Annotated in this window: 26 protein-coding genes; 13 read left to right on the top strand and 13 right to left on the bottom strand. The window is 56.4% G+C overall.

What is annotated here, in order from left to right:
- Positions 1-116: 116 nt before the first annotated feature.
- The 4 genes from FZF01_RS14325 to bfr all read left to right on the top strand — a co-directional run bounded on the left by FZF01_RS14325 (position 117) and on the right by bfr (position 5,208).
- Positions 117-1,166 carry an efflux RND transporter periplasmic adaptor subunit gene (locus FZF01_RS14325; protein WP_188434476.1) on the top strand — a complete coding sequence of 350 codons (1,050 nt, stop codon included), beginning with the start codon at positions 117-119 and terminating at the stop codon, positions 1,164-1,166.
- A 4-nt stretch (positions 1,167-1,170) separates the two neighbouring features.
- A complete protein-coding gene (locus tag FZF01_RS14320) occupies positions 1,171-4,317 on the top strand; it encodes an efflux RND transporter permease subunit (RefSeq protein WP_150278898.1) in 3,147 nt (1,048 codons plus the stop codon).
- A gap of 70 nt (positions 4,318-4,387) precedes the next feature.
- A complete protein-coding gene (locus FZF01_RS19700) occupies positions 4,388-4,600 on the top strand; it encodes a bacterioferritin-associated ferredoxin (RefSeq protein WP_150278897.1) in 213 nt (70 codons plus the stop codon).
- A gap of 143 nt (positions 4,601-4,743) precedes the next feature.
- Entirely contained in the window at positions 4,744-5,208 is a 465-nt protein-coding gene (gene bfr, locus FZF01_RS14310) for a bacterioferritin (protein WP_150278896.1), read from the top strand.
- A 48-nt stretch (positions 5,209-5,256) separates the two neighbouring features.
- Here the strand turns inward: bfr and FZF01_RS14305 are convergent, their stop codons facing one another.
- The gene (locus tag FZF01_RS14305) at positions 5,257-5,892 is read right to left on the bottom strand and encodes a LysE family transporter (RefSeq protein WP_150278895.1); all 636 of its coding nucleotides are present in this window, start codon (positions 5,890-5,892) and stop codon (positions 5,257-5,259) included.
- Positions 5,893-6,097: 205 nt separating this feature from the next.
- Between FZF01_RS14305 and FZF01_RS14300 the strand changes: the two genes are divergently transcribed.
- From FZF01_RS14300 to FZF01_RS14280, 5 genes are all read left to right on the top strand, one after another.
- A complete protein-coding gene (locus tag FZF01_RS14300) occupies positions 6,098-6,379 on the top strand; it encodes a hypothetical protein (protein WP_150278894.1) in 282 nt (93 codons plus the stop codon).
- Between the two features lie 130 nt (positions 6,380-6,509).
- Complete coding sequence (locus FZF01_RS14295) at positions 6,510-7,043, top strand: Sir2 family NAD-dependent protein deacetylase (RefSeq protein ID WP_150278893.1); 534 nt, start codon at positions 6,510-6,512, stop codon at positions 7,041-7,043.
- Positions 7,044-7,322: 279 nt separating this feature from the next.
- Positions 7,323-7,742 carry an HPF/RaiA family ribosome-associated protein gene (locus FZF01_RS14290; protein WP_150279004.1) on the top strand — a complete coding sequence of 140 codons (420 nt, stop codon included), beginning with the start codon at positions 7,323-7,325 and terminating at the stop codon, positions 7,740-7,742.
- A gap of 264 nt (positions 7,743-8,006) precedes the next feature.
- The gene (locus FZF01_RS14285) at positions 8,007-9,182 is read left to right on the top strand and encodes a saccharopine dehydrogenase family protein (RefSeq protein WP_150278892.1); all 1,176 of its coding nucleotides are present in this window, start codon (positions 8,007-8,009) and stop codon (positions 9,180-9,182) included.
- Positions 9,183-9,228: 46 nt separating this feature from the next.
- Positions 9,229-9,558, top strand: a complete 330-nt coding sequence (locus tag FZF01_RS14280; RefSeq protein ID WP_150278891.1) for a hypothetical protein — start codon at positions 9,229-9,231, stop codon at positions 9,556-9,558.
- Here the strand turns inward: FZF01_RS14280 and FZF01_RS14275 are convergent.
- The 7 genes from FZF01_RS14275 to FZF01_RS14245 all read right to left on the bottom strand — a co-directional run bounded on the left by FZF01_RS14275 (position 9,555) and on the right by FZF01_RS14245 (position 14,616).
- Complete coding sequence (locus FZF01_RS14275) at positions 9,555-10,304, bottom strand: J domain-containing protein (RefSeq protein WP_150278890.1); 750 nt, start codon at positions 10,302-10,304, stop codon at positions 9,555-9,557. The genes FZF01_RS14280 and FZF01_RS14275 overlap by 4 nt on opposite strands.
- A 40-nt stretch (positions 10,305-10,344) precedes the next feature.
- The gene (locus FZF01_RS14270; protein WP_150278889.1) at positions 10,345-11,040 is read right to left on the bottom strand and encodes a VWA domain-containing protein; all 696 of its coding nucleotides are present in this window, start codon (positions 11,038-11,040) and stop codon (positions 10,345-10,347) included.
- Between the two features lie 66 nt (positions 11,041-11,106).
- The gene (locus FZF01_RS14265; protein ID WP_150278888.1) at positions 11,107-11,835 is read right to left on the bottom strand and encodes a DsbA family protein; all 729 of its coding nucleotides are present in this window, start codon (positions 11,833-11,835) and stop codon (positions 11,107-11,109) included.
- Positions 11,836-11,878: 43 nt separating this feature from the next.
- On the bottom strand, positions 11,879-12,580 hold the full coding sequence (locus FZF01_RS14260) for a competence/damage-inducible protein A (RefSeq protein ID WP_263363785.1): 702 nt from the start codon (positions 12,578-12,580) through the stop codon (positions 11,879-11,881).
- A 26-nt stretch (positions 12,581-12,606) separates the two neighbouring features.
- Positions 12,607-13,224, bottom strand: a complete 618-nt coding sequence (locus tag FZF01_RS14255) for a TPM domain-containing protein (protein WP_150278886.1) — start codon at positions 13,222-13,224, stop codon at positions 12,607-12,609.
- A 19-nt stretch (positions 13,225-13,243) separates the two neighbouring features.
- Positions 13,244-14,011 (bottom strand): TPM domain-containing protein, encoded by a 768-nt coding sequence (locus tag FZF01_RS14250; protein ID WP_150278885.1) that lies wholly within the window; start codon positions 14,009-14,011, stop codon positions 13,244-13,246.
- Positions 14,008-14,616 (bottom strand): LemA family protein, encoded by a 609-nt coding sequence (locus FZF01_RS14245; protein WP_150278884.1) that lies wholly within the window; start codon positions 14,614-14,616, stop codon positions 14,008-14,010. Before FZF01_RS14245 ends, FZF01_RS14250 begins: the two co-directional genes overlap by 4 nt.
- Before the next feature lie 285 nt (positions 14,617-14,901).
- Here FZF01_RS14245 and FZF01_RS14240 point away from each other — a divergent pair, with 285 nt between their 5' ends.
- Positions 14,902-16,164 carry a DEAD/DEAH box helicase gene (locus tag FZF01_RS14240; RefSeq protein WP_150278883.1) on the top strand — a complete coding sequence of 421 codons (1,263 nt, stop codon included), beginning with the start codon at positions 14,902-14,904 and terminating at the stop codon, positions 16,162-16,164.
- A gap of 48 nt (positions 16,165-16,212) precedes the next feature.
- On the opposite strand, the gene FZF01_RS14235 is transcribed toward FZF01_RS14240, so the two are convergent.
- Positions 16,213-17,346 (bottom strand): glutathione S-transferase family protein, encoded by a 1,134-nt coding sequence (locus FZF01_RS14235; RefSeq protein WP_150278882.1) that lies wholly within the window; start codon positions 17,344-17,346, stop codon positions 16,213-16,215.
- A 135-nt stretch (positions 17,347-17,481) separates the two neighbouring features.
- Here FZF01_RS14235 and FZF01_RS14230 point away from each other — a divergent pair, with 135 nt between their 5' ends.
- A complete protein-coding gene (locus FZF01_RS14230; RefSeq protein WP_150278881.1) occupies positions 17,482-18,201 on the top strand; it encodes an extensin-like domain-containing protein in 720 nt (239 codons plus the stop codon).
- Positions 18,202-18,219: 18 nt separating this feature from the next.
- Here FZF01_RS14230 and FZF01_RS14225 read toward each other — a convergent pair whose 3' ends face one another.
- The 3 genes from FZF01_RS14225 to FZF01_RS14215 form a co-directional block, all read right to left on the bottom strand.
- Positions 18,220-18,882 carry an SDR family oxidoreductase gene (locus FZF01_RS14225; RefSeq protein ID WP_150278880.1) on the bottom strand — a complete coding sequence of 221 codons (663 nt, stop codon included), beginning with the start codon at positions 18,880-18,882 and terminating at the stop codon, positions 18,220-18,222.
- Positions 18,883-18,943: 61 nt separating this feature from the next.
- Positions 18,944-20,587 (bottom strand): methyl-accepting chemotaxis protein, encoded by a 1,644-nt coding sequence (locus FZF01_RS14220; RefSeq protein WP_150278879.1) that lies wholly within the window; start codon positions 20,585-20,587, stop codon positions 18,944-18,946.
- 131 nt (positions 20,588-20,718) lie between these two features.
- Complete coding sequence (locus tag FZF01_RS14215) at positions 20,719-20,949, bottom strand: cysteine-rich CWC family protein (protein WP_150278878.1); 231 nt, start codon at positions 20,947-20,949, stop codon at positions 20,719-20,721.
- Between the two features lie 371 nt (positions 20,950-21,320).
- Here FZF01_RS14215 and FZF01_RS14210 point away from each other — a divergent pair, with 371 nt between their 5' ends.
- Positions 21,321-22,691: an NAD(P)-binding domain-containing protein gene (locus tag FZF01_RS14210; RefSeq protein ID WP_150278877.1), complete on the top strand. Its 1,371-nt coding sequence runs from the start codon at positions 21,321-21,323 to the stop codon at positions 22,689-22,691.
- Positions 22,692-22,693: 2 nt separating this feature from the next.
- Here FZF01_RS14210 and FZF01_RS14205 read toward each other — a convergent pair whose 3' ends face one another.
- Complete coding sequence (locus tag FZF01_RS14205; RefSeq protein ID WP_150278876.1) at positions 22,694-23,443, bottom strand: pseudouridine synthase; 750 nt, start codon at positions 23,441-23,443, stop codon at positions 22,694-22,696.
- A gap of 134 nt (positions 23,444-23,577) precedes the next feature.
- On the opposite strand from FZF01_RS14205, the gene FZF01_RS14200 reads away from it, so the two are divergent.
- A complete protein-coding gene (locus FZF01_RS14200) occupies positions 23,578-24,342 on the top strand; it encodes a substrate-binding periplasmic protein (RefSeq protein WP_150278875.1) in 765 nt (254 codons plus the stop codon).
- Positions 24,343-24,411: the final 69 nt, after the last annotated feature.

The raw sequence follows: 24,411 nt of genomic DNA, 5'->3' as shown, positions 1-24,411 counted from the left end.
CGTGTATCCTGAATTTTCGATCTGTAACGGGCTGTTTATTCATGAAACTGAAGGTAGGCGCAGTACCCAGAACCTGGTTATCTTTCATTGTCCTAGCCTGCGTTACAGGCAGCTCCATGTTTTCGGTTGCTATTGCCCAGGAGGCCGAACGTGCGGCACGCGTAGAGACCGACCTCGCGCGCGAAAATGAACTAATCAATGAAGTCCCGCTGACCGGATCTCTATCCGCAGCCCGAGTTGCCACCCTCTCCGCCGAGGTAGCAGGACTGGTAAGCAGCCTCAACGTTGACATAGGTGACCAGCTTGATGCCGGCGATACGCTGCTTGAACTCAACCCTGAACTGGCTGAAATAGCCTTGCAAAGGGCACGGGCAGCAGCAGCCAGCGCTAGGGAGCAGCTGGATGACAGTGAGCGCCGGTTATCTGAAGCTCAGGCACTGGCTGCGAGCAACAGCATTGCAGCGAGCGAAATACGTACCCGACAGTCGCAGGCCGAGGTCGGGCGAGCCGCTCTGGGCGTAGCACAGGCCGAGATCCGCCAACGTGAAGCCGAGCTGCGTCGCCACCGGGTTACGGTACCCTTCGCCGGAACCCTCAGCCAGAAATTGGTAGAAGTCGGAGAGTGGGTTGACCCAGGCACAGGCCTTCTGCAAATCATTTCCTCGGAACCACTGCGCGCCGACTTCCAGGTGCCCCAGCGCTTTTATCCAATGATCGGAATCGAGACTACTGTCAGTTTGCGCTTTGACGCCTACCCGGACCAGAGTTTCTCCGGACAGGTAGCACACAAGGTCCCCCAGAGCAGTGACAGTGCCCGCACGTTTCTTCTACGGGTTATGCTCGATGAAAATGACAGCCCACCCATGCTGATCGCCGGCATGTCAGTGAATGCCACCATGAGTCTGGCCAGTGGCACACGAGGCGTAGTTATCAATCGGGATGCATTATTGCGCTACCCGGATGGGCGGGTCACCGCCTGGGTTGTGGAGCGTGATGAAACTGGCAATACAGCCAAGGTCCGCGAGCGTCAGGTACAACCCGGTCTGAGCTTTGATGGCCAGATCGAGATCACATCTGGCCTGGAGGCAGGTCAGGAAGTGGTCACGCGGGGCAATGAGGCATTACGCGAAGATCAGCAGGTAAACATCATCGATTCGGGGCGCTGAGGCCATGTTCGAGCAGATAGTTCGACACGGTATTCTAGTGACTGTCAGTGTACTCATTGTATGCGTGCTGGGGATAATCGCAGCGCTGCGCATACCAGTGCAGATGATCCCTGATCTGGAAACCCGGACCATCACGGTACAAACCAGTTGGTCAGGCGCGACCCCGCAGGATATTGAAAAGGAGATTTTGATCGAGCAGGAGGAATTTCTGCGCAACATCCCCTATCTCGAAGAGATTACCTCCAGCGCCAATACCGGCTCCGCTGAGATCGAACTGGATTTCCCCTTCGCCGTAGACATCACCGAAACCCTCATAAGGGTAAACAACGCCCTTACCCAGGTGCCCTCCTACCCTGAAAATGTCGATGAGCCCAGAGTAACGGCCACTTCATTCTCGGCCAACGCGTTCATGTATTTCTACGTGGCGCCGCTGCCCGGTAACCCGCGCAATCTCGACATGGACATGATGCGCGACTACATCGAGGACAACGTCCGTACACGCATGTCCAGCGTTCCCGATGTTGCTCAGATCGAGGTTCGTGGCGGCGCACAGCGGCAGATCCAGATACGCCTGGACCCCGATCAACTTTCCGCTCGCGATCTCACCCTGAGTGAAGTACGCAGCGCAATCGCCGAGCGCAACCAGGATGTGTCCGCGGGCGAAATCAACAGTGGCAAGCGGCGCTACCTGTTGCGCACCGTTGGCCGCTTCGCAGATCTGGACGATATGCGCACAATGGTAATCAAGCGCGATGGAGACAGCGTGGTACGGCTGGGTGAAATCGCCCAGATCAGCCTCGATCATTTCCAGATCCGCGACCGCTCCTTCGTCAATGGTGATCCGGTCATCAGTCTCTCCGTGCGACGCCAAAGCGGTTCAAACGTCATACAGATCAAGGAAGCGATGCTGGAGGAAGTAGACCTTATCAACAAGGAGCTGCTCAACCCGGCGGGTATGCGCCTGCAGCTCTCTGCCGATGACGTCGTTTATGTAGAAGCGTCGATTTTCAATGTCTGGAAAAACCTGATACTCGGCGCATTGCTGTCGACCCTCATCATGTATGTATTCCTGCGCTCGTTCCGCGCCACCCTGCTGGGCGTACTGGGCATACCGATCTGCACCATTGCGGCCTTTCTGGGCCTGATGCTGTTCGGCCGTACCGTTAATGTCATATCCCTGGCCGGGGTGGCGTTTGCCATCGGCATGACGCTGGATAACAGCATTGTGGTACTGGAAAGCATAGAGCTGGAACGCCGCCGCGGGCTTGATCGGCTGCGCGCCGCCATTGTCGGGGTGCAGAAGGTCTGGCCGGCCGTGCTGGCTTCCTCCCTTACAACCGTCATGGTATTTCTACCTGTTGTCTTCATCACTGAAGAAGCGGGCCAGCTCTACTCGGACGTAGCAATTGCCATTGCCGCTTCAATCCTTGTATCGATGCTGGTGGCCGTCACTGTGGTGCCCACCCTCAGCGCCCGACTTGAGCTGAAGGACAGCTCCCTGGATGGAGGTGGCCGCGAGCGGGTACGCAAGAAAGTAGTGAACGCCCTTGGATGGTTGATCGAAACCGCCCCGCGGCGCTTGGGCTGCATGGTTGTAACTCTGGGGAGCAGTCTGGCTATCGTCCTGCTCTTGACGCCTCCAGCCGAGTATCTACCCGAGGGCGAAGAACCCAAGACCTTCGCCTCAATGAACGCACCCCCGGGTTACAACCTGGAAACCATGCAAGGCTATGCCGATGAACTGCAGGCCTATTTCCTGCCCTTTATGGATGATGAACCCGGAGAATATCAACGCGGAGAAACAGACGTACCCGCAATGGCATACATCAACATGGGCGTCACCCCTCAGGGTATCCGCATCATTACCCAGTCCAAGGACCCGGCGGACATACGCGACCTGATGGACGCACTGGAACGCAAATATGAGAGCTATCCAGGCATGCGCGCCTTCGCTGCACGTGGCTCGATTATCAGCAGCAATGATGGCGGCACGCGTAGCGTCAATCTGGACATCTCCGGGCCTGATCTGGCCACCCTGTATGAAGTCGCTCAGGCCGCCTACAGTCGTGCCGAGGACGTTTTCGACAACCCGCGTATTCAGTCTCAACCTTCGAGTCTGGCCCTCGCGCAACCACTGCTGCAGGTAAAGCCGGATTTCGACCGTGCAGCTGATGTCGGCATGACCACCGAGGACATCGGTTTTGCCGTCGCTGTGTTGACCGATGGCGCATTCGTAAACGAGTTCTTCCTCGAAGACGACAAGATCGATATGTACCTGTACAACCAACAGGGCCCCAACGCCACACTGGAGACACTCGACAATATCGCTGTACATACGCCTGCAGGGGAAACCCTTCTGCTTTCCGAACTGGTAACCATCGAAGAGACAGTCGATACCAGTACGGTTCGACGCAAGGACGGCCGGCGCACCATCACCCTGAACATTATCCCGCCGCGTTCGGTAGCACTGGAGACCGGGGTGGCCACCGTGCAGGAAGACGTAGTCGGTTACCTTCAGGAGAACGGGCAGATACCCAACGGCGTGACGCTGACCATTTCCGGCGCGGCAGATCAACTGGATGCCACTCGCGACTCATTGACCGACAACTATTTAGTGGCACTGGTCATCGTCTACCTGCTGATGGTGGCCATATTCAGTCACTGGGGCTATCCGCTGCTGATCATGCTCACCATCCCCCTGGGGTTTGCTGGCGGCATTGCCGGGCTGGCGGTGCTCAATCTGATTGGTGAAATCATGCAGACGTTGGGACTTGGCTCGCTAAGCCAACCCTTCGATATGATCTCGATGCTGGGTTTTCTGATTCTCATGGGCACAGTAGTCAACAACCCCATTCTGATCGTCGACAGGTCCACGCGTAACGTGCAGGACGAGGGCATGAATCCGGTTGAAGCGGTACGTGAGGCAGTCGAATCACGCCTGCGTCCGATAGCAATATCAAGCATCACGACCATCTGCGGCCTGGCCCCTCTGGTGTTTCTGCCTGGCGCCGGGAGTGAACTCTACCGGGGTGTGGGTGTGATCGTCATGGCCGGCATTATCGGTGCCACTCTGGTTACCCTGACCATGTTGCCGGCGCTTACTGTGATGGTGTTGAAGTGGCAGGAGCGGCAGGCAGGAAGATCAACATGATACTTGTTTGACAATCATTCTCGTTAGCATTAGCATGCAAAACATAGCGATTATTTATGGGATCGATGCCATGTACGTATGTCTTTGCAAGGGTGTGACCGACAAGCAGATTCGTAACGCGATCAATGAAGGCGCCTGCAGCATGCGTGATTTGCGTGACACACTGGATGTGGCTAACCAATGCGGTAAATGTGGTCGCGACTGCAAATCCCTGTTGAATGAATCAAGTCTTGCCGGTGCAGCTTCTGGATCCATGAATACATCCCAATTTGTCGCGGCCTGAGTCGCGCAGCTTCTCCCCCCACAGCACAGATCCGGGTCGGCCACCTGGCCGGCTGATAATTCCCCGCCCCTACTGCGCGATCAATTGACAGCCCCCACCCCGCACTCCAAACTCACCGATTGAACGCATTCGAGGGCAGGGTCATGCAAGGCGATAAAAAAGTAATTCAGCAGCTCAATACCATTCTCGGCTACGAACTGGTCGCCATTAACCAGTATTTTTTGCATGCGCGCATGCTGCAGGACTGGGGCCTGGGAAAGATGGGCGAGCGCGAATACCACGAATCCATTGATGTAATGAAACACGCCGACAAACTGGTCAAGCGCATTCTCTTCCTTGAAGGTCTGCCCAATCTACAGGATCTCGGTAAATTGCTGATCGGCGAAGACGTACCGGAAATTCTGCAATCGGACCTCAAGCTGGAAATGAGAACCCTGCCCGATCTGCGGTCGGCTATTGCCTACTGTGAAACTGCGGGGGATTACGGCAGCCGTGAAGTTCTTGAAGACATTCTTGAATCCCAGGAAGAGCACGTTGACTGGCTGGAAACCCAGCTGAGCCTGATCAATAGCATCGGCCTTGAGAACTTCTTGCAATCGCAGATGTAAGAGCTGATAAAAGTTGGCAGTGCCACGCACCCGGGCTTTTGCCCGGGCCTATATACTGCTGGCGCGCCGCACGGTCGTCAGTAACGCCGCAGCGCCACCGAAGAGTCCGGCAAAAACACGGTTGAGCATGCGCTGCTGGCGTGGGGAACTGAGTACTCGCAACACCCTTGAAGCAAGACCGGTATAGCCTGCCATGACGATCAGATCGACAACAACCATTGTGGCTGCCATCACCAGATACTGGGTAACCATCGGCGCTGCGGGATTGATGAATTGGGGCAGAACTGCGAGCATGAAAACCACGGCCTTGGGGTTGCTGGCATTGATAAGAAACCCACGAAACATCAGTGCCAGAGGCTGCCCTACGGAACGAACCCGCGCTTGAGCACTCATATCCACCGGTGGTGAGCGCCATTGGCGTATGGCCAGAAACAAGAGATAGGCAACGCCAAACCACTTGATCAGTCTGAATGCCGTTTCCGAAGTCGCCAGTAGCGCGCCAACCCCTGCCGCCACAACCCCTATCTGCAGCAAAAGCCCGAACTGAAGCCCTATCGCCGTCCAGTAGCCCCTTCCAAAACCGTAGTTCAGACCGCTGGAAAGCGAAGCAATAGCACCAGCGCCTGGCGATAAACTGATAATCCAGCACGCCACCAGAAAAGCCAGCCAGGTTTCCATGCTCATGTGATTCTCTCGCTATATTCTAAAAACGAGTATGCCCTGCCACGCATCTTGAGTGTGTAGCTTTTCGTCGATTTCATCCGTGTACAAAATCATGTCAATTCAGAACAACGGAACTCCAGATGTCATTGTCTGTCAATTTTTGTGAAGGCCGAGCGGCAAAGGTGTTCTATCCCTTACCGCAAAATCAACAATGGAGAAGTTTATTATGGTCAACATGAAAATGCTTACAGCCGTAGCAGCCATCGCAACCCTGGGTATCGCAGCGCCTGTGGCAGCCGAGGAAACCACCCCGGCTACCACTATTCATGAAGAGAGCCCGCGTGCCGGTACGGATGTAGGCGTCAGTTCCGACTCTGATGCTGTGAAGAGCAACCGTGGCGAGGCGGATGCAAATGAAGACATGCCCGGCGCGGACGACGCAGTACACAGCAGCGCGTACAAGAAAACCTATCCTGAAGAGCCTGAAGTCGGTGAACTCGACGAGTAAAAGTGTGCGCAGCAAAGAGGGCCTCATCGGCCCTCTTTCTGTCACTGCTTTGCCCCACCGGGTCACACGATGCGCAAATCAAATGATAAGCCAGTAGCCCTAGCCCTGCTATAGGCGTGGCGGAGCCAGCATGAACAAAGAGAATATTGCGGTTTGCTCTTCTTTGCTCAGGCAGGCAGCACACGTTGTCGTGTTTACCGGCGCGGGCGTTTCCGCTGAGAGCGGTATACCTACTTTTCGCGATGCACTAACCGGTTTTTGGGCGCTGCATGATCCTATGGACCTTGCCACACCGGAAGCCTTTGATCGCGATCCTGCGCTAGTGTGGGGCTGGTATGAATGGCGTCGTCGGCAACTGCGTATCACCCAGCCAAATCCGGCCCATGCTGTAATAGCCGGGCTAGCGGAACGAGTGCCACGCCTCACTTTGATTACGCAAAATGTGGATGATCTGCATGAGCGCGCAGGCAGCAGAGACGTTATCCATCTACACGGTGATCTGCATTCTCCCCGTTGCTCGGTATGCGCAGCGGCGTATCAGCTCGGCGCCAATGTGGTGCACATTAATCCTCAACCTGTACGCAGCCAGCACCCTCAGCAACACTCCATCCAGGGGCCTGCCGGTGAAGTGTTACCCAGACTCATGAGCGCCGCGTTCTGCTGACTTGCCTCGAGGCTGATTCGACACTAACTATTGCTGGCAACAATTGACCGAATATCCCGCATGACGTAACGCCATGGATTATTTTGGAAGACAGACGGAATCTTTTCTTTTGCGCCATCGTCCAAAATTCAGAGTCCAGGGTTTCTTGCTGCCGGCAAACAGCTTTCCCTGACCCGCGTCAAAAGGACTGCTCAGAGTAGTTGCCAATCCGTGTTGGCTGCTCTACGGTGGCGATAAGAGCCAAATAATTTAACAGCGGAAAAATGGAACCACACTATGATGCAAGTACTGATTAACAGCCATCAGATTGAAACCGCCAGCGTCTCATTCCAGGAATGGGTCACTGCAGCCGTGGTAAACGAACTGGAGCGATTCGACGATTTTCTGACTCGCGTTGAGGTTCATGTGAGCGACGAGAATGGTAACAAGTCCGGCGCTCGCGACAAGCGTTGCCAGATCGAAATGCGTCCCCGTGGTCACCAGCCTCTTTCAGTGACCAACCATGACGAGTCCCTGGAGCTGGCGGTCAATGGCGCAGCAGAGAAGGCTCGTCATGCCCTAGAGCATTTGATGGGCAAACTGGACGCCCGTGGCAATCCGGCAAAAATGGCTGAAACCTCATTAGATGACGAGGCCGCTCGTGAGAGTCGCGATGCACTGCTGGAAGAAGAATTCCTTGAGAAAGAACAACAGCTCTGATTGCGTTGATCTAATCCTTCAGAAGCCTCAGGAGAGCAGCCAGGCTGCTCTCCACCTCTCCCCAGACATCAAGCATCACCCCTCCCCTGTCAATTTCCATTGTCTATATCCACCAATGGCGCAAAGCGATAGTGCTTCAGCAATGAATCTGATCAGCCTATTGTTGACCTACACAACCAGCACCGCCCGAATCCTCGATACTTGATGGACGTGCGGCCTGGTCTAGGATTGATTCATACACCCATCTCAACAGAGGCAACTGACATGTCAGCGGAAAGAGAACTGGACATCATCGTTTATGGCGCAACCGGCTACACCGGTCGGCTGGTATGCGAGTACCTGAACAAGCAATACGGCGTCAACGGTGAGGTCAAATGGGCGATGGCCGGTCGCAGTCAGAGCAAAATCGATAGCGTACGGGAAGAGATGGGGATACCCGCCGATGTGCCCACCGTGGTCGCAGATGCAAATGAACCCGCTTCAATCAAGAGCATGGTGGAAAAAACCCGGGTGTTACTGACCACCGTGGGGCCTTATCAGCTTTACGGGTCTGATGTGGTTGCTGCATGCGCCAAGGCAGGCACTGACTATGTGGATCTGTGTGGTGAGCCGGCATGGATGCACGAAATGATCGCCAAGCATCAGGATGACGCCAAGGCCAGCGGCGCGCGTATCGTATTTTCCTGCGGCTTCGACTCTGTGCCATTCGACCTGGGCGCATTCTTCCTGCAGGAGAAGGCCAGGGAAAAGTTCGCCACCACCCTGCCCAGGATCAAGGGCCGCGTGCGAGCCATGAAAGGCACCTTCTCCGGCGGTACCCTGGCCAGCTTCAAGGCCACCATGGCAGCAGCATCCAAGAAGCCGGAAATGATGAAAGTGCTGGGTAATCCATTTGCGCTGACTCCAGGCTTTACCGGTGCGGATCAGCCCTCAGGCAACGCTCCCAGCTATGACGAGGACCTTAATAGCTGGTCTGCGCCTTTCGTCATGGCCACGATCAATACCAAGAACATTCATCGCTCCAACTTCCTGCTTGGCCACAAGTATGGCGAAGATTTTGTGTATGACGAGATGATGTTGACCGGACCTGGCGATAAGGGCGAAGCCACCGCCAAGGCGGTAGCCGCGGACAAATCCATGGCCAACGATCCGCGCCAGCCAGGCGAGGGTCCATCAAAGGAAGAACGTGAAAACGGTTACTACGACGTACTCTTTGCCGGCTCCAATGAGCAGGGCGACAGCCTCAGGGTCAGCGTCAAGGGCGACAAGGACCCAGGCTATGGCTCCACATCAAAAATGATCGCCGAGAGCGCTGTGTGTCTGGTGAAAAACCCGAATGCCGCCTCCGGTGGTATCTGGACACCTGCATCAGCCCTTGGCTCGCTGCTGATTGAGCGTCTGCAGAACAACGCTGGTCTGACCTTCCAGGTCGAGGACTGAACATGAATGGCCCCCTGCCTGCAGGGGGCCTGAACTGGAGAATGCATTGCATATAGTCAATGATTACAGCGAAGCGATACCCGTCGAGCGCGCGCTTTACGCTGTCAGATTGCGCGATAACGGCTGGAGTATTGCAGATGGGCCCGGCACACAAATAGTGCTTCCGGAGCAGGTAGCGCAGGCGGGGTACCATATCCCGGTACGGTTTGATAGCTGCGAGGCTGCCAGACAAGCCATTCTGGGCGGTCCTGAGACACCTTTTGATATAAAACCTGACTCTAGATGGGTAACCTATTGCCTGTCTGCCGGCGGCGTATTCTGCAAGGAATACGAGCCTGCCAGTGGGCCGGAAAACTCCTCTAGTCGCTCCGGCTAGTCGACCAGGACGTCCTTTGCCTCGTTGATCAGGGACGCCAGATAAGTACTCCCGCCGCGATCAGGATGCATTTTCTGCATCAAGAGCCGATGCGCCTGAATAACGTCTTCCTGCGTGGCTCCCGCCTCCAGCCCTAGCACCTCCAGAGCCTCGGACTTGGTGAGTGAACCCGCACGGGCTGAGCGCTGACTTCCCTCCCGCCCTTCAGCAGATCCATTAGCTGAGTCATCAGCACGCCAGGAATCGCCGAAGCGCCGATCCAGATAACTTTCCAGCAAGCGGGCTGAGTCATCGTCATTCTGCCTGCAATATTCAAGCAACTCGATGAATTGTTGTTCGCCCAGATCAGCCAGCTGCTGACCGGAAAAAGGACCCTCCAGCACACTGCCGCTCATATCCCCACTGTCATGGTCCAGTGTCATCTCCAGAATCTGACTGGATACCCGGGATTGATTGCCGCTACTCGCCTTGCTGCGGCCGCGCCCCATCCCCGGCAAGCCGAACCCCCGAAATAATCGCCCCAGCAACAGCCCCGGGAGCATACGGCGCAACAATGGAAACAGACCCGCGAGTAACGCCAGTACCAGGTAAAAACGTCCGGTAAGCGCGAGAATGGCAACCACAGCAACGGTGCCGATAATCACCAGTTTGAGAATTGCCGGCTTGCGCTGGGCGGATGGAAGGGAACGCACCCAGAGCCAGCCAGCAACAGCGGCGAACAGACAAAAAAGCAATAATGCAGCCATTAACGCTCCAAAAATGAAAGATCGTATCGCATCATCACGCCTACCGGATCTGCTGCGTGAGACGCCTCACTTCTACGGAGCTTCTATCGGAATGATCTCTCAAGGCTTTGACACCCCCCGAGGCGTACACGGCAACAGCGGCGAGTAACTCCCTGAGCAATTGTGGGCTGCTTCGGTCAAAAGGTGCATAGGCGCCCCCCGAAAGGCTACTGACTTGCCGGAACACCGCCTGCGCATGAGGATCTGCACCCTCCTGGAACATGAAAACCGGTGTTCGCAGCATGCCCAGCTCGCCAGCGGCATGACAGAGTTCGTCAACCGACTCTTCGCAACAGTCACCAATGAATACCACCGCCTTGACCGGCTTTGCACGGGTCTCCTGCAAGGCATGGCGCAACACACGTCCAATCTGGGTGATGCCGCCCAGACAGCGAACGCCATTCATCAGACCGAGCAACTGACTGGTCTTTTCAACAAAGCCTGTGGCTTTGAACTCGCGAAATCCCCGGTAATAGCAAAGCTGGATCGACAAACCGCCCAGGTCCTGCGCCGCACCGAAGAGCTCGCTTTGCAGATCACTGGCCTGATCCCAGGTAGCCTCACGGCTGGCAGTGGCGTCAAGGGCAAAGATAAGTCTGCCCTGCTCGTCCGGGCGTGCAGGCAGAGCGCGTACCTGATTGATGAAGGCGTCGATCGAACTGCGGTCAGAACGCGCTGCAAGCGGTTTATCGGACATACCTGCTAGCCTCGGCTTTATGGACGATGGCCAGCTGCCTGCCGGCCATCGTCCCGATCTGGAGTGTTAGTCCCTGTCGAGCTGCTGCTCGATAACGCCTGAAAGCTGCTCCCAGTTGCTGCGTGTCAACGGGATGTTATCGACGATCACTGTCGGCGTACTGGCGACGCGCAGTTGCTTGGCCACTGCGAGACTGTCCTCTACAGCAGAACGGGTCTGCTCGGTCGAGATACAACGCTCAAAGCGCCCTTCATGCAGCCCCAGCTCCCCGGCATAACCGGCAAATAGTGCCAGTGGATCGTTTGAAGTGCTCCAGGCAGCCTGATTGGTGAACAACGCATCATGCATGCCCCAGTAGGCATCCTGTTCGCCGGCGCAACGGGCCGCAATTGCCGCAGGCATAGCGTTACTGTGCTGAGCCAGGGGCATTTCAAAGAACACCAGACGCACCTTGCCCGAATCAATATAGTCGCTTTTCAGTTGATCAATAACGCCGGAGAAACGCGCGCAGGCCGGGCACTGATAGTCCGCAAACTCACGCACCACAACAGGTGCCTCAGGGTCGCCCAGTTGCACTCCGAATCTGTCTACCTCGGCAGGGAATGCCGGCTGATCCGCGGGCACCGATGGCAATGCGATCGGACCGGTACCTGGAGTGGCCAGATAAAAGGTAGCAGCCAAGGCTGCTGCCACGGCCAGCACAGCGCCGCCCCACACGAGGCCGTTACGGCCTTTCTGCTTGCGCCTCTGGGGGCTCGGCTCCCCTGTTGCCTGACGACGCTTTGACTCACCCATGATCAATTCCTCGGCTACCTGAATATACTCGACAGCTTAACATCTACTTTTCCCGTTGATTCAATAACTCACGCAGCCGGTCCATGCCTGCCACCACCTCCTCAGGCCTGCCCCTGAGACTCAGTTCGACTTCCTGACGGCCTTCGGCGTGGGGCAGGCAGGCCAGACGCAGATGAACGAACTCGGCCAAAAGCTGCTCCATGAGCGGTATCAAAGGGCCCTCGGAAGTATCGGTAAGCACAAGGGTCTGAGTGACTTGCTGGCCCGGGGCTTGCAGACTGGCGTAGTCGTGATCCAGCACCCACTCGACCATCGGCCAGGCCATCCGAGGAAAGCCGGGCACAAAATGATGATCACGTATCGAAAAGCCCGGTATGCGGTTGATCGGGTTGGGGATAATACGAGAACCCGCCGGAAACTCGCCCATGCGCAGGTGGTTGGCGTTAAGCCTGTCACCCAATTGCGCACGGATTTCCTGTTCGGCGGCGGGATGCAGTTCGATATCTACCCGCAGCGCCGCCGCTGCACACTGGCGGGTAAGGTCATCCGGCGTAGCACCTATACCCCCAAAACAGAACACGATATCTCCACGACCAAGGGAATCCTCAAGCGCGCGCGTGATCAGGCCCGGATTATCGCCAACGACGTTGACCCAATCAATTTCCAGCCCACGCTGGGAAAACCGCGGGATCATTGCCGGCAGGTGCGCGTCCTGCTTGCGACCATTGAGCAATTCATCGCCAATCAGGATGAGGCCAACCGTTCGACGATTCAGGGCAGCACCACCAGACGGTTGGACAGTTCGTTGCGGTCGTGCGTGCCTGGCACATGCTGACTCAGTTGTGCTCCGCATGAGTCGATGCAGCTCAGGAAGCCATCCAGTACTTTGCCTTCACGTACCTTGACGGTAAAGGCTTCGACAATGGACTCCCACACCGCGTTATCGATGCGACCGGAAATACCCCGATCAACCAGAATCTCTACATACCGCTCAGCTTCGGAAACAAAAATGAGCATGCCTGTAGCACCATCGGTGTGGTGCAGGTTGAGCTCAATGAATTGTCGCCGCGCGAGGTTGCTCGCTCGCCAATGCCTGACTGATCGCGGGATAAGCCGGGTAATGACCGGCGGCAGCCGAAAGACCAGTGCCAGAATGATAAAAGTCACCCATTGGGCCAGTAGTAACTCTGCCGCACCCAGCCAGCCGGTGACAAGTATCACCAGACCGGGTATCAGCAGAGCAAGCACACCAGCCCAGAGCAACGGAATGTAATGGTAGTCATCGGCGCGGGCAGCAAGCACCGTTACCACCTCGGCGTCGGTCTCAAGTTCGATACGATCGATCGCATCAGCAACCTGCTGTTGTTCGTCTTGCGTAAGAAGAGTCATTGGGAATCCATGATTGAGTTTACCAGCCGCCCGAAGCGCCACCGCCACCAAAGCCGCCACCGCCACCGCCAAAACCGCCTCCCCCACCGCCGCCGCGACCCATGCCACCGAGCAGAGCGCCGGCCAGTATCGCGCTGCCGAAACCTCTGCCACCGCGGCCGCCACGACCACCGAAGGCACCGCGGATCAGCGAGATCACCACGAAAAACAGAATGACGAACAGACCACCGGGAGGGTTGTCATTCTTTTCAGTGACCGGACGACCACTGGCCGTCAAGAGGGGATCGCCGCCCAGAACCTGGACCATCGCCGCACTTCCATCGGCGATGCCCTGTTCAAAATTGCCCTCACGGAAAGCTGGCGTAATGATGCTGTTGATGATGGCTGATGATTGCGCATCCGTCAGTCGACCTTCGAGACCATAACCCACCTCGATACGGATCTTCCGATCATCGCGCGCCACTATCAGCAAGGCGCCGGTATCTTCCTCGGCCTCGCCTATACCCCAGGCTCGGCCGAGTTCCACGCCAAACTCTTCTATGCTGCGACCCTGAAGATCCGGCACAGTCACTACCACCACCTGCTCACCGGTTGCCTGTTCATGAGCAGCAAGCATTTGCGTCAAGCGCGTCTCAGTCTGGGGTCCAACCATTTCAGCCTGATCCACCACGCGGCCGGTCAATTCTGGCAACTCGACCTCGACGGCCGGCACCTGAGCAGTAGCGGCGCAGCTGAACACCAGCAGGGCAAGCAACTGCCAGGGTACGAGAAGTTTGCGCATACTCATTCGAACTGCACTGCCGGCGCCTGTTCTGCGCCCTCAGTGGTGGCTTCAAAGTTTTCGCGTATGGGCATGTCGCTATACATCAGGCTGTGCCAGATGCGACCCGGGAAGGTGCGGATCTCGGTGTTGTACTGCTGCACGGAGGCGATGTAATCGCGCCTTGCTACCGCGATACGGTTCTCGGTGCCTTCCAGCTGCGACTGCAGTGTCAAAAAGTTCTGATTGGATTTGAGATCCGGGTACCGTTCCGAAACAGCCATCAACCGACTGAGCGCCCCCGTCAGCTGAGATTGCGCCTGCTCGAATTGCCGCATCTTGGCCGGGTCGTTCAGGTCCTCGGCGCTGATCTGAATCGATGTTGCCTTGGCCCGAGCCTCGACCACAGCGGTCAGTGTTTCCCGCTCCTGGCGAGCGAAGCCCTTGACCGTCTCGACCAGATTGGGCACAAGGTCTGCGCGTCTCTGGTACTGATTTTCCACCTGCGCCCAGGATGATTTGACCTGCTCATCATAGGTAGGAATGTTGTTTATGCCACACCCCGAAAGCAGGCTGCCGAGCATAAGAACCAGTGCCAGTTGCCAGGTAAATCGTAAATACTGATTGGGCATGTTGTGCTATCCATTACGTTAACGTTTGCTTTTCACCGCGGTGCGCCCGTGAGAATTCACATCACGGCATAAAGAGCAGAACATAAAAGTGAGTAGGTTGAAAGTCGACACAGATAACCCGCAAAGGTTCTATTGAATGGTAGACAATCCCAGCGCGTGCCATAGGTCTGCTTTGAGCGGCCCTCCAGCCATTCGACCCGTCGGTGCCTCCATTATTCGCGGTTGGCTTTCTTCCACAAGCCACGGGTAAACTGCACCGACTCTTTTCTTGCCGGCATTGCATCCATGACGTTCTCCTCCCTGGGTCTGCTCGACCCGATCCTGCGCACACTTGATCGACTGAACTACCGCTCACCAACCGCAGTCCAGACAGCAGCCATTCCAGCCGTGATCAAGGGTCGGGACCTAATGGCCGCGGCGCAGACAGGGACAGGCAAAACCGCCGGCTTTGCCTTACCGGTACTACACAAACTGCTGCAAGAGGGCCCCAGGGTCGCCAGCAACCAGACTCGGGCTCTGATTCTGGTACCCACTCGGGAGCTGGCTGAACAGGTTCTGCAGAGTTTCATGACCTACGGGGATCAGCTGCCGTTGCGCAGCTATGCAGTCTATGGTGGGGTCTCAATCAATCCGCAGATGATGGCATTGCGCAAGGGTGTGGACATATTGGTGGCGACACCCGGTCGCCTGCTGGACCTTTATCGCAAGAACGCGGTGTCTTTCAGCCAGCTACAGATACTGGTCCTGGACGAAGCCGATCGCATGCTCGATCTGGGCTTCGCCGAAGAGCTGCATCAGGTTTTCAGTGCACTGCCGAGCAAGCGTCAGACGCTGCTGTTTTCCGCAACTTTTTCCAATGCTATTCGCATCTTGGGCGAGGATCTGTTGCGCGACCCACTGGTGCTTGATATCAGCCCCAATGAGGTCGCGGCAGTCACCGTCTCGCAGTGTGTTATCCCGGTGGACAAGAAACGTAAGCCTGAACTCTTCATGCACCTGCTATCACAGCGCAAATGGCGTCAGGTACTGGTCTTTGCCAAAACACGCCAGGGAGTGGACCAACTGGTGGATATGCTACAGAGCAATGGCGTTAGTGCCGATGCAATTCACGGCGACAGGCCGCAGCCTGCACGCCTACGCGCCCTCGCCCGCTTCAAGGCTGACGAGGTCCGAGTGCTGGTGGCTACTGACGTCGCGGCACGCGGACTGGACATCAATGACTTGCCCCAGGTCGTCAATCTCGACCTACCTGTGGTCGCCGAGGATTATGTCCACCGAATCGGCCGCACCGGTCGCGCAGGCAGCAACGGCGAAGCCATCTCGCTGGTCAGTGCTGACGAAGTAGAGCAGCTCGCAGCAATCGAAACATTTATCGGCCAGACCTTGCCGCGCAAGGAGGAAGCCGACTTCATTCCCACCCACCGCGTGCCGATAACTACCCCCGGCGGTCAGATTGTCAAAAAGCCGAAGAAACCCAAGAAACCCAAGCCCGCATCGAGCACGCGCAAGGGCAAGATCCATCTGGGCAACTGGTTCGATGAGGGCTGAGCTCGCCTGAGTAGCACAGCTGAAAAACGGTTAATTACTGTCCCAGCTTCATCTTATAGCCCACACCTCGATATTGCTTTGGCGGGCAACACTGTAAGCCAGGCCCCGAGGCACAGCTGCTGCGAGCCCCATACGGTCGAGAAAGACCTGCACGCGCTCAGACTCGGGCCCGGTCAAATCCGCCAACGCATCCGCTGCACGCTGTAGTAAAAACAAGAGGTACGGTTCCACTCCAACCTCGAGCGGGGTGCCCTTGAAACTGGTATTTACCATACCCAGCTGGCGTTGCTGGGGCTTTTCAGTCACGGGCTCACCATCGGCTGGCTGATTGCGCAACACCCAGTTATCGATAAAGGCCAGCTTATCGCTCAGCTCAGGAAAGATTTCGCTGGCGATATGCTCTAGTAGTGGCTCGAGTGTTAGCGGGATCGCGTCCTCGGGCCAGAATTCAGCAGCACGCTCAGGATATTCGACCACATCAAGCCCAGGCGCCGTCATGCGCTCAACCCACCGATACACCCGCGGCGCGCGTAGCTTCATGATCTGGCAGGGCACCGGATCACGTCCCAGGTGGGCAAACAGGGAGCCTATCAGTCCATAGTCTCCAATCGAGGGCCGGTCCCCGAGCAGGTAGGGCATCTGCTCGAAGTGCGCATCAAGAATATCCAACAAGGCCTCGTATGACCGCTCGATGTGCGGGATGCTCTGTTCGGTTACACCCAGACGCGGCAAATAGGCCTGCATACGCATCATGATCTTTTCCGCCATCCCTGCACCCGATCCGCTGGTGAATGCATGTACCAGAAAATCTTTCTGTTGCTCGAGGTAGGACCACCGATAATGCATCGCATGCTTGAGCATAGCCTGGCCACCGTAGTACTCGATGATAATCGCTATTGCACGTTGCAAGGGACCCTGTGGATACACCGGGTAAGGTACACCCAGACGTTCGAAATAATCGATGATATCGACAGTATCCTGAATGATCTGCCCATCGGGTGTCTCCAGCACAGGGATGATCCCCCTGCCAATCTGCGGGAGAATCCGCGCGGCAAAATCCGGATGGGTGGTCGGCCGCTCGATGTAGGAAATGCGCTGGTTGCGTAAATAACAGCGCGCTTTACCTGTGTAAAGGGAATGGGACGCGCCATAAAGAATGTAGATGTTTTTATTGTCAGGCATGCTTTCTCCACACTGAGGCTGAATTTCAAAGCCGATATAAGCATAAATTGTGCTGCAGGCAAGACAAATCAACAATATGAATACGTTGACTGAAACATCCAAGAACAGTCGCACACTCCCGAAACCGAGGTTCAGTTGAATAAATTACTACTGCGCCTGGCGAAGCTCCTCGCCCTGCTGGCCTTATGCTTGCTGATATATCTGACGCGCCCCTGGGAAGCTGTTCCGGCTGCCTGGAATCCCTGGGCCCCATTGTCGGTCGAGCACCAGCTAACACCTGTTTCCCGCTGGAAGTTGTCCCGGCTCAAGCTCGCTCCCGAGCAGTGTAGAAATGCACTGGCAACAGCTCCCGACAACGTATTGGACTATATGCCGCTTGAAGACTACTCCCCGGTGGAAGGCTGCCCGCTGGAAAATGTAATCAGAATCAATCGAACCGACGTGGCTTTCAACTCTCCGTTTACCATCAGTTGTCCCTGGGCGGTGGCCTGGATCATGTTCGAACGCAATGAATTACAGCGCCTGGCCTTGATCCATCTGGACAATCAAGTGAAGCGGATAGATCACTACGGCAGTTTTGCCTGTCGCAATGTGTATAACCGTGAGGAGGGTCGCCGCAGCGAACACGCCACAGCATCTGCACTGGATATTGCAAGCTTTGAACTGGTTGGTGGTGAGCGGATTTCGGTGCTCAGGGATTGGGCACGGCCTGGGGAGTCAAAGGCTGGAGATTTCCTGAGGGCTTTCCAGGATAGCGCTTGCGATTACTTTGGCACCGTCCTTGGTCCCGAATACAACCAGGCCCACGCCAACCACTTTCATCTGGATACCAGTAATTACGGGTTCTGCCGCTAGGCGCGAAAGCTAAATGGATTACCAGGGCAGTTCATCACCATTGCTGTGCCAGAAAGATCCGGTATTTTCCAGACTCAGATTATCGATTCTTTCAGCCAGCCCACGGGCCGACTCAGTGGGTGTGATATGGCCGGAAAAACCGACCATCCGGGTCTGTACATAACCGGGGTGCAGCTGCGCGACGGCAACTCCCTTGGGCTTGAGATCCATCGCCAGCGACTTGCCAAAAGCGTTCAGCGCAGCCTTTGAAGCGCGATAACCGTAGCGCCCGCCCGAGTCATTATCCGCTATGGACCCCATGCGACTGGTGACATTGGCAATCTTGCCACCCCTGGGTATCAACGCAAGCAAAGCCTCAGCAACCCGTAACGGCGCATAGGCATTGATTTCCATCTGGGTGCGAATGGAATCGAAATCTATGGCACCCAACTTTTCATCCTGCAACAAGCCTGCGTTATTGATCAGTAGATCAACGCGGCTGCCGGCGAGCTCGCTGGCCAGGCGCCTGACGTCGAGCTCAGATGTCACGTCGATACCTGCCACAATCCTGGTAGCGACGGCGTCGAGCTCGGGCGATGATTCGCGGCAGACACCTGTCACCTGATCACCCCGGCCAGCATACAAACGAGCCAGTTCCAGCCCAATTCCACGGTTGGCACCGGTGATAAGTACAGTTTTCATTGCATGGCTCCTGTTGGTTGTTTTCAAGAATAGAAGCCTAGCATTGTTACCGGGTGCCCGTTCAGAGCCGGGCTGTCTTGAACTGGCCAATCAATCGTTCGAGTTGCTCAGCAGCCTCCTTGAGGTGCTCGGTATTCTCTGCGGTATCTTTCAGCTCGAACATCACCTTGCCGCCCAGGGCACTGAGTTGATTGAGGCTGCGAGCAATTTCGTTGGATGTCTGTGACTGCTGCTCGGCCGCGGCAGCCACCTGATGGGTCATGTCGGTAATGGTCGATACCGAGGTGGCGATCAAGCCCAGGGCAGTACGGGACGCCTCAACCTGTGCCTGCATCTCTTCCGACTGACGATGGCTGCCCTCCATGGACTCCACCGCCTTGGTAGTACCATTCTGGAGCAGCGTTATCATTTCCTGAATTTCATCGGTAGAGCGCTGGGTCCGGCTTGCCAGGGTTCTTACCTCATCGGCTACTACTGCAAAGCCCCGACCCTGCTCGCCTGCCCGAGCAGCTTCTATAGCCGCGTTCAAGGCCAGCAGGTTGGTCTGGTCAGCTACCCCACGTATCACGCTCAGAACCGACCCTATCGTTTTGGAGTTTTCATTCAGTTCACTAACGGCCTGCCCTGCCCGTTCGATATCGTTGGCCAGGGTTACCATCATTGCCGAGGTAAGCTCTGCAGTTTCATGCCCCTTGGCTGTCTGGTCGCCTGCCTCCTTGGCCGCTCCGGCCGAATCCGACATGCGTCTGGCAATTTCCTCGACTGTCGAACTCATTTCCTCTACCGCAGAAGCGATGGTTTCCAGCTCACTGCTTTGCTGGTTATAGGACGCCTCGGCCTTGGCCATGGCCCCACCAACTTCACTCGCGATTTCCCGATTGCGCGAAACCACCTCACGCAGCTCATCTATGACCCCCGTCAATTTGTCGGTAAAGGCATTGAAGCCACGCGCCAACCCCGCCACTTCGTCATTGCCGCTGGTATCCAGTCTTCGAGTCAGATCGCCGTCGCCTGTTGCTATGTCATTCATGGCTCGCACTGCGTGACCGAGGGGCCCGTTGATGCTGCGTGCAATCAGCAGGTTGAAGCCGATCAGCACCAGCAAACCGAAGCCCGCCAGAATGAGTTTGGGGGCCATTTCCGCCCAGAAGAATCCATTTACATCGTCCAGATAGATTCCCGATCCCAGTACCACGCCCCACGGCTCGAACAGAGAAACGTAAGAAATTTTCGGAACAGGATCAGTAACTCCCGGTTTCGGCCAGTCGTAAGCAACAAAACCAGCCGAATCAGCGCGGACCACATCGTTCATTTCGCGGAAAAGAAACTTGCCATTGGGATCCTTCACCTGCGCCACGCTATTTCCCACCAGCGCCTTGCTGAAAGGATGCATGAGCATCTGCAGATCAAGGGTGTGAACCCAGAAATAATCATTGTCACCGTAACGCTGGCCTTCAAGCGCTACCATTGCTGCAGCAACAGCTTCTTCCCTTGTCAGCTCCCCACTGAGCTGGCGGTCATGGAAATACTGCAGCACGCCCATCCCCGATTCCACAATGTGCTGTGTTTTCAACCCACGTCCATCAAGGAGGCTTTGTCGGAAGTCCACGGCAAAGCCTCCGACCAGAGCGAAAATGATCAGAAGTGTCAGCGAGGTACCCGCAAGCAGCCTCTGAGATATGGAGAATCGGCGAAGCAGAGTCATAGGATGTACTCGGAAGGGAGGGTGATTTCGCGACTTGTGGAGAAATACCACCGGTTGGGCATACCTGATCGTATCCACCAAAAGTGTTACACGAAATATTCCCTGATATGTCGACCAGTATTACCCATCCTTTAATCGGCTCGACGGACGGAGTGGTCCGCTTCAGCCGTATTTGCTCCAGCTGTTGCGCAGCGTGGACAAAGGCATGCCTTGTCAATCTGATCAGCCGGGACACGAGCCAGATTCTGCTTGCTTACCGGCACAGCAAAACACCAGCACTTTACGGTCACGTCCGATGCGACATAAGCACATTGGTTAGCCTGTCCACAGAGGGGGCAAACCAAGCGCGAGGTGGTTTTCATATCGATTTTTCCTGTCAGCTATCCTATGCGGCAGAAACGCGGACACCCCGATTGTGTTAAGGTGCCGCTCCTGGCATACGAGTTACCAAGTATTCTTCTTCTGCTTGACCAGTTCGAGCGCTTCCTTCCGGCGTTTTCTCGAGACCTCGCGTTTCATCGGTGGCCTGCCCACCTTCGGCCCTCTGTTGCACCCCGACAGCTGCAGCCTTCATCACATTGCGCCATCGGTTAACCCGACTTCAGTGCGCTTCATTGCGAAGCCCCATGTCTCGACCGTATTTCGGTTCGGGCGGTGCGTGCTTTTCGCTTTTAATCGTTGCCCGGGCCGCTCTCGCCCGCGCACGATACCTTGCCTGTTATCAGGAGTCATTATGAGCTTTAGAGTTGCCATTCTAGGCGCCGGCCCGAGCGGCCTGGCCCAACTACGTGCTTTCGAAGCAGCCCGCCGCGACGGCGCTGACATCCCCGAAATCGTCTGCTATGAAAAGCAGAGTGACTGGGGCGGCCTGTGGAACTACACCTGGCGCACGGGACTCGATGCCTACGGCGAGCCGGTTCACGGCAGCATGTACCGCTACCTGTGGTCGAACGGCCCCAAGGAATGCCTGGAGTTTGCCGATTACAGCTTCGAGGAGCATTTCGGCCGCCCCATCCCCTCCTACCCGCCGCGGGCCGTCCTGCGTGACTACATCATGGGTCGTGTTGCCAAGAGCAACGTGCGCCAGTACATCCGCTTCAATACCGCTGTGCACTGGGTTGCCGAAGACGAAGCCACCGGCAAGTTCGCAGTCACCGTGCGCGACCTCAAACAGGACGTGCTCAGCACTGAAGAGTTCGATCATGTGATCGTTGCCACCGGCCACTTTTCAACACCCAACGCGCCCTACTTCGAAGGTCTGGAAAAGTTCCCCGGTCGCGTGCTGCACGCCCACGATTTCCGCGACGCCTGCGAGTTCCAGGGCAAGGATCTGCTACTGATCGGCAGCAGCTATTCGGCGGAAGATATTGGCACCCAGTGTCACAAGTACGGGGCGAAGTCGGTCACGTTCAGCTACCGCTCAAAGCCCATGGGTTTTGACTGGCCGGAATCCTTTGCCGAAGTGCCATTGCTTTCCGAAGTTGTCGGCAAGACTGCCCACTTCAAGGACGGCACCAGCAAGGACGTTGACGCGATCATCCTGTGTACCGGGTATCAGCATCACTTCCCGTTCCTGCCCAACGAGTTGACGCTCACCACCAGCAACCGACTCTATCCGGAAGGCCTGTACAAGGGCATCGTGTCGCTGGCCAACCCCAAACTGGTTTTCCTCGGCATGCAGGACCAGTACTACACCTTCAATATGTTTGACGCCCAGGCCTGGTACGCGCGGGATCTGATGCTCGGCCGCATCACCCTGCCAACGGACCAGGCGATGGCAGCCGACACCCGGGAATGGGTAGGACGCGAGGAACAGGTAACTGACCCCTTCGAGGCAATCGACTTCCAGGCGGCCTACATACTGGATCTGCTTGAGCCGACTGACTACCCGCCCTTCGATGTGACCGGCGTCGCCGAGATCTTCAAGCAGTGGGAACATCACAAGGAGGCGGACATACTCGGTTATCGCAACAAGAGTTACCGCTCGACACTGACCGGCACCCTGGCCCCCGTCCACCACACCCCCTGGATGGATGCGATGGACGATTCGCTGGAAGCTTTCCTCTTTGAGGCGCAAGCCCAGCCAGAAAAGGAAAGTGTATGAGCTTAGCTAAACTCCCCATCAAAAATTGATAAAACCCGCATGAACGACATCTCGGGTACTGATTCCAGGATGACCGACTGACCGGTGACGGGATGGCTGAAAGCCATAGCGGTGGCCGCCAGCATCAACCGGCTCTGGCCGAAACGCTCGGCGAAATAATGGTTGTGCCGGGTACGACCGTAATTGGTATCGCCAATAATCGGATGACTGATGTGCTGCATGTGCCGGCGCAATTGGTGTTTGCGACCGGTTTGCGGGCTGAGCTCTACCAGACTGTAACGACTGGCCGGGTAGCCTTCTATCTCAACTGGAATCTCCGTCGTCGCCAACCGACGGAAGCCGCTCTTCGCCTCGCGTAGGGGTTGCTCTTCACCCTTGCAGCGTCGGTCAGTCGGATGCTCGCGCAGGGGGTGGTCGATGACCCCCGCCTCGGGAGTCCAGCCCCGCACCATCGCCAGATACGTCTTCGCTACTTTTCCATCCATGAACATTTTCCCCAGAGCACTCGCGGTCGCTGGGTCTCGAGCGAACAGAAGCACACCCGAGGTCGGGCGGTCCAATCTATGCACCGGGTACACATGCTCACCGCCATTGAGCGCACGGGCGTATTGCAGTGCAAACTCGGTTTCATGCCGATCAATAGGACTACGGTGTACCAGCAGACCGGCCGGCTTGTGAGCCGCCAGGAGCCATGAGTCCCGGTAAATTTCATGCAGCGGGTTAGCCGACAGGTAAGGATGCGCTACAGCCATAAAGAGCTGCTCTCCGGGCCGAACAAGGAAATCAAGTCTAACCCAAATGGGTGTGAATCCTGGCTCGACGCCAAATGAATTCCCGTCTAGGCTTGGCAGCGTGCGCTTACAAATACCAAACCAATAATAAATAAATGAACCAATATACCCGCCCCTGGCGCAGAATCTCTCTGGGTCTACTGCTGATGCTGTACACCAGTTTCAGTTTCGTGCATGCCGCAGAACCCGTTCGAACACTGAATGCAGCCTTTCTGAACTTCCCCCCCATGGCGTATCTCGATGACAACGGTGAGCCAGCCGGGAGCGTTATCGAGCTGACCAATCGCGTCGCGGCGGAAAGCGGGCTAGGTATCAATTGGGTAAGTTATCCGATCAGGCGCATTTACCACGGCCTGACCACCGGCAAGATCGATTTCTGGCCCGGATCGCAGGCCATTCCTGCCCTGCAAGATGCTACGCTCGAAACGCCTTCAATCGGCATCGATATAACGCTATGCGCATTCTCATTGGAAGCTACTCCTTCGATCGAGAGTGTTCAGGACCTTGCTCGCAAGGATCTGGTACTGATCAGGGGTTACACCTACCGCGCACAGCTCGACGACATATTCGAGAAAAACAAGCGGCGTCCAATTGTCGCGCCGGATCACGTAGCTGCCATGCAACTGCTACAAAAAGGGCGTGCCGACTACCTGATCAGTTACGCCGATCCAATCAAGAAAGCGTTGCTTCATTATCCGCAAGCAGATTCAAAATGCGACGTGCTCGATACCTGGCCCTTGGTATACGTGGTCTCGAGAAATATCCCAGACGCAGACGGTATCGCTGCTGCATTGACCGAAGGCTACCGCAAGGTGAGCGCAGCCAGGACCAAGCCAGCTCCCTTCGCCCAGGCGCGCTAACCAACACGCGAAGATAAACGCGCTGAATGCTGCATTAACAAGCCATTTGCCGGCTTTGCCCCACCGCGC

It is taken from the genome of Halopseudomonas salina, assembly GCF_008641105.1.
Note: the sequence above shows the minus strand (reverse complement) of the source record. Positions and strands in the feature narration are given on the sequence as shown.

Excerpts from the sequence above, each read along its gene's own strand:
- FZF01_RS14325 (WP_188434476.1), top strand. The coding sequence starts at position 117 with ATGTTTTCGGTTGCTATTGCCCAGGAGGCCGAACGTGCGGCACGCGTA.
- FZF01_RS14320 (WP_150278898.1), top strand. The coding sequence starts at position 1,171 with ATGTTCGAGCAGATAGTTCGACACGGTATTCTAGTGACTGTCAGTGTA.
- FZF01_RS19700 (WP_150278897.1), top strand. The coding sequence starts at position 4,388 with ATGTACGTATGTCTTTGCAAGGGTGTGACCGACAAGCAGATTCGTAAC.
- bfr (WP_150278896.1), top strand. The coding sequence starts at position 4,744 with ATGCAAGGCGATAAAAAAGTAATTCAGCAGCTCAATACCATTCTCGGC.
- FZF01_RS14305 (WP_150278895.1), bottom strand. The coding sequence starts at position 5,892 with ATGAGCATGGAAACCTGGCTGGCTTTTCTGGTGGCGTGCTGGATTATC.
- FZF01_RS14300 (WP_150278894.1), top strand. The coding sequence starts at position 6,098 with ATGGTCAACATGAAAATGCTTACAGCCGTAGCAGCCATCGCAACCCTG.
- FZF01_RS14295 (WP_150278893.1), top strand. The coding sequence starts at position 6,510 with ATGAACAAAGAGAATATTGCGGTTTGCTCTTCTTTGCTCAGGCAGGCA.
- FZF01_RS14290 (WP_150279004.1), top strand. The coding sequence starts at position 7,323 with ATGCAAGTACTGATTAACAGCCATCAGATTGAAACCGCCAGCGTCTCA.
- FZF01_RS14285 (WP_150278892.1), top strand. The coding sequence starts at position 8,007 with ATGTCAGCGGAAAGAGAACTGGACATCATCGTTTATGGCGCAACCGGC.
- FZF01_RS14275 (WP_150278890.1), bottom strand. The coding sequence starts at position 10,304 with ATGGCTGCATTATTGCTTTTTTGTCTGTTCGCCGCTGTTGCTGGCTGG.
- FZF01_RS14270 (WP_150278889.1), bottom strand. The coding sequence starts at position 11,040 with ATGTCCGATAAACCGCTTGCAGCGCGTTCTGACCGCAGTTCGATCGAC.
- FZF01_RS14265 (WP_150278888.1), bottom strand. The coding sequence starts at position 11,835 with ATGGGTGAGTCAAAGCGTCGTCAGGCAACAGGGGAGCCGAGCCCCCAG.
- FZF01_RS14255 (WP_150278886.1), bottom strand. The coding sequence starts at position 13,224 with ATGACTCTTCTTACGCAAGACGAACAACAGCAGGTTGCTGATGCGATC.
- FZF01_RS14250 (WP_150278885.1), bottom strand. The coding sequence starts at position 14,011 with ATGAGTATGCGCAAACTTCTCGTACCCTGGCAGTTGCTTGCCCTGCTG.
- FZF01_RS14245 (WP_150278884.1), bottom strand. The coding sequence starts at position 14,616 with ATGCCCAATCAGTATTTACGATTTACCTGGCAACTGGCACTGGTTCTT.
- FZF01_RS14240 (WP_150278883.1), top strand. The coding sequence starts at position 14,902 with ATGACGTTCTCCTCCCTGGGTCTGCTCGACCCGATCCTGCGCACACTT.
- FZF01_RS14235 (WP_150278882.1), bottom strand. The coding sequence starts at position 17,346 with ATGCCTGACAATAAAAACATCTACATTCTTTATGGCGCGTCCCATTCC.
- FZF01_RS14225 (WP_150278880.1), bottom strand. The coding sequence starts at position 18,882 with ATGAAAACTGTACTTATCACCGGTGCCAACCGTGGAATTGGGCTGGAA.
- FZF01_RS14220 (WP_150278879.1), bottom strand. The coding sequence starts at position 20,587 with ATGACTCTGCTTCGCCGATTCTCCATATCTCAGAGGCTGCTTGCGGGT.
- FZF01_RS14215 (WP_150278878.1), bottom strand. The coding sequence starts at position 20,949 with ATGAAAACCACCTCGCGCTTGGTTTGCCCCCTCTGTGGACAGGCTAAC.
- FZF01_RS14210 (WP_150278877.1), top strand. The coding sequence starts at position 21,321 with ATGAGCTTTAGAGTTGCCATTCTAGGCGCCGGCCCGAGCGGCCTGGCC.
- FZF01_RS14205 (WP_150278876.1), bottom strand. The coding sequence starts at position 23,443 with ATGGCTGTAGCGCATCCTTACCTGTCGGCTAACCCGCTGCATGAAATT.
- FZF01_RS14200 (WP_150278875.1), top strand. The coding sequence starts at position 23,578 with ATGAACCAATATACCCGCCCCTGGCGCAGAATCTCTCTGGGTCTACTG.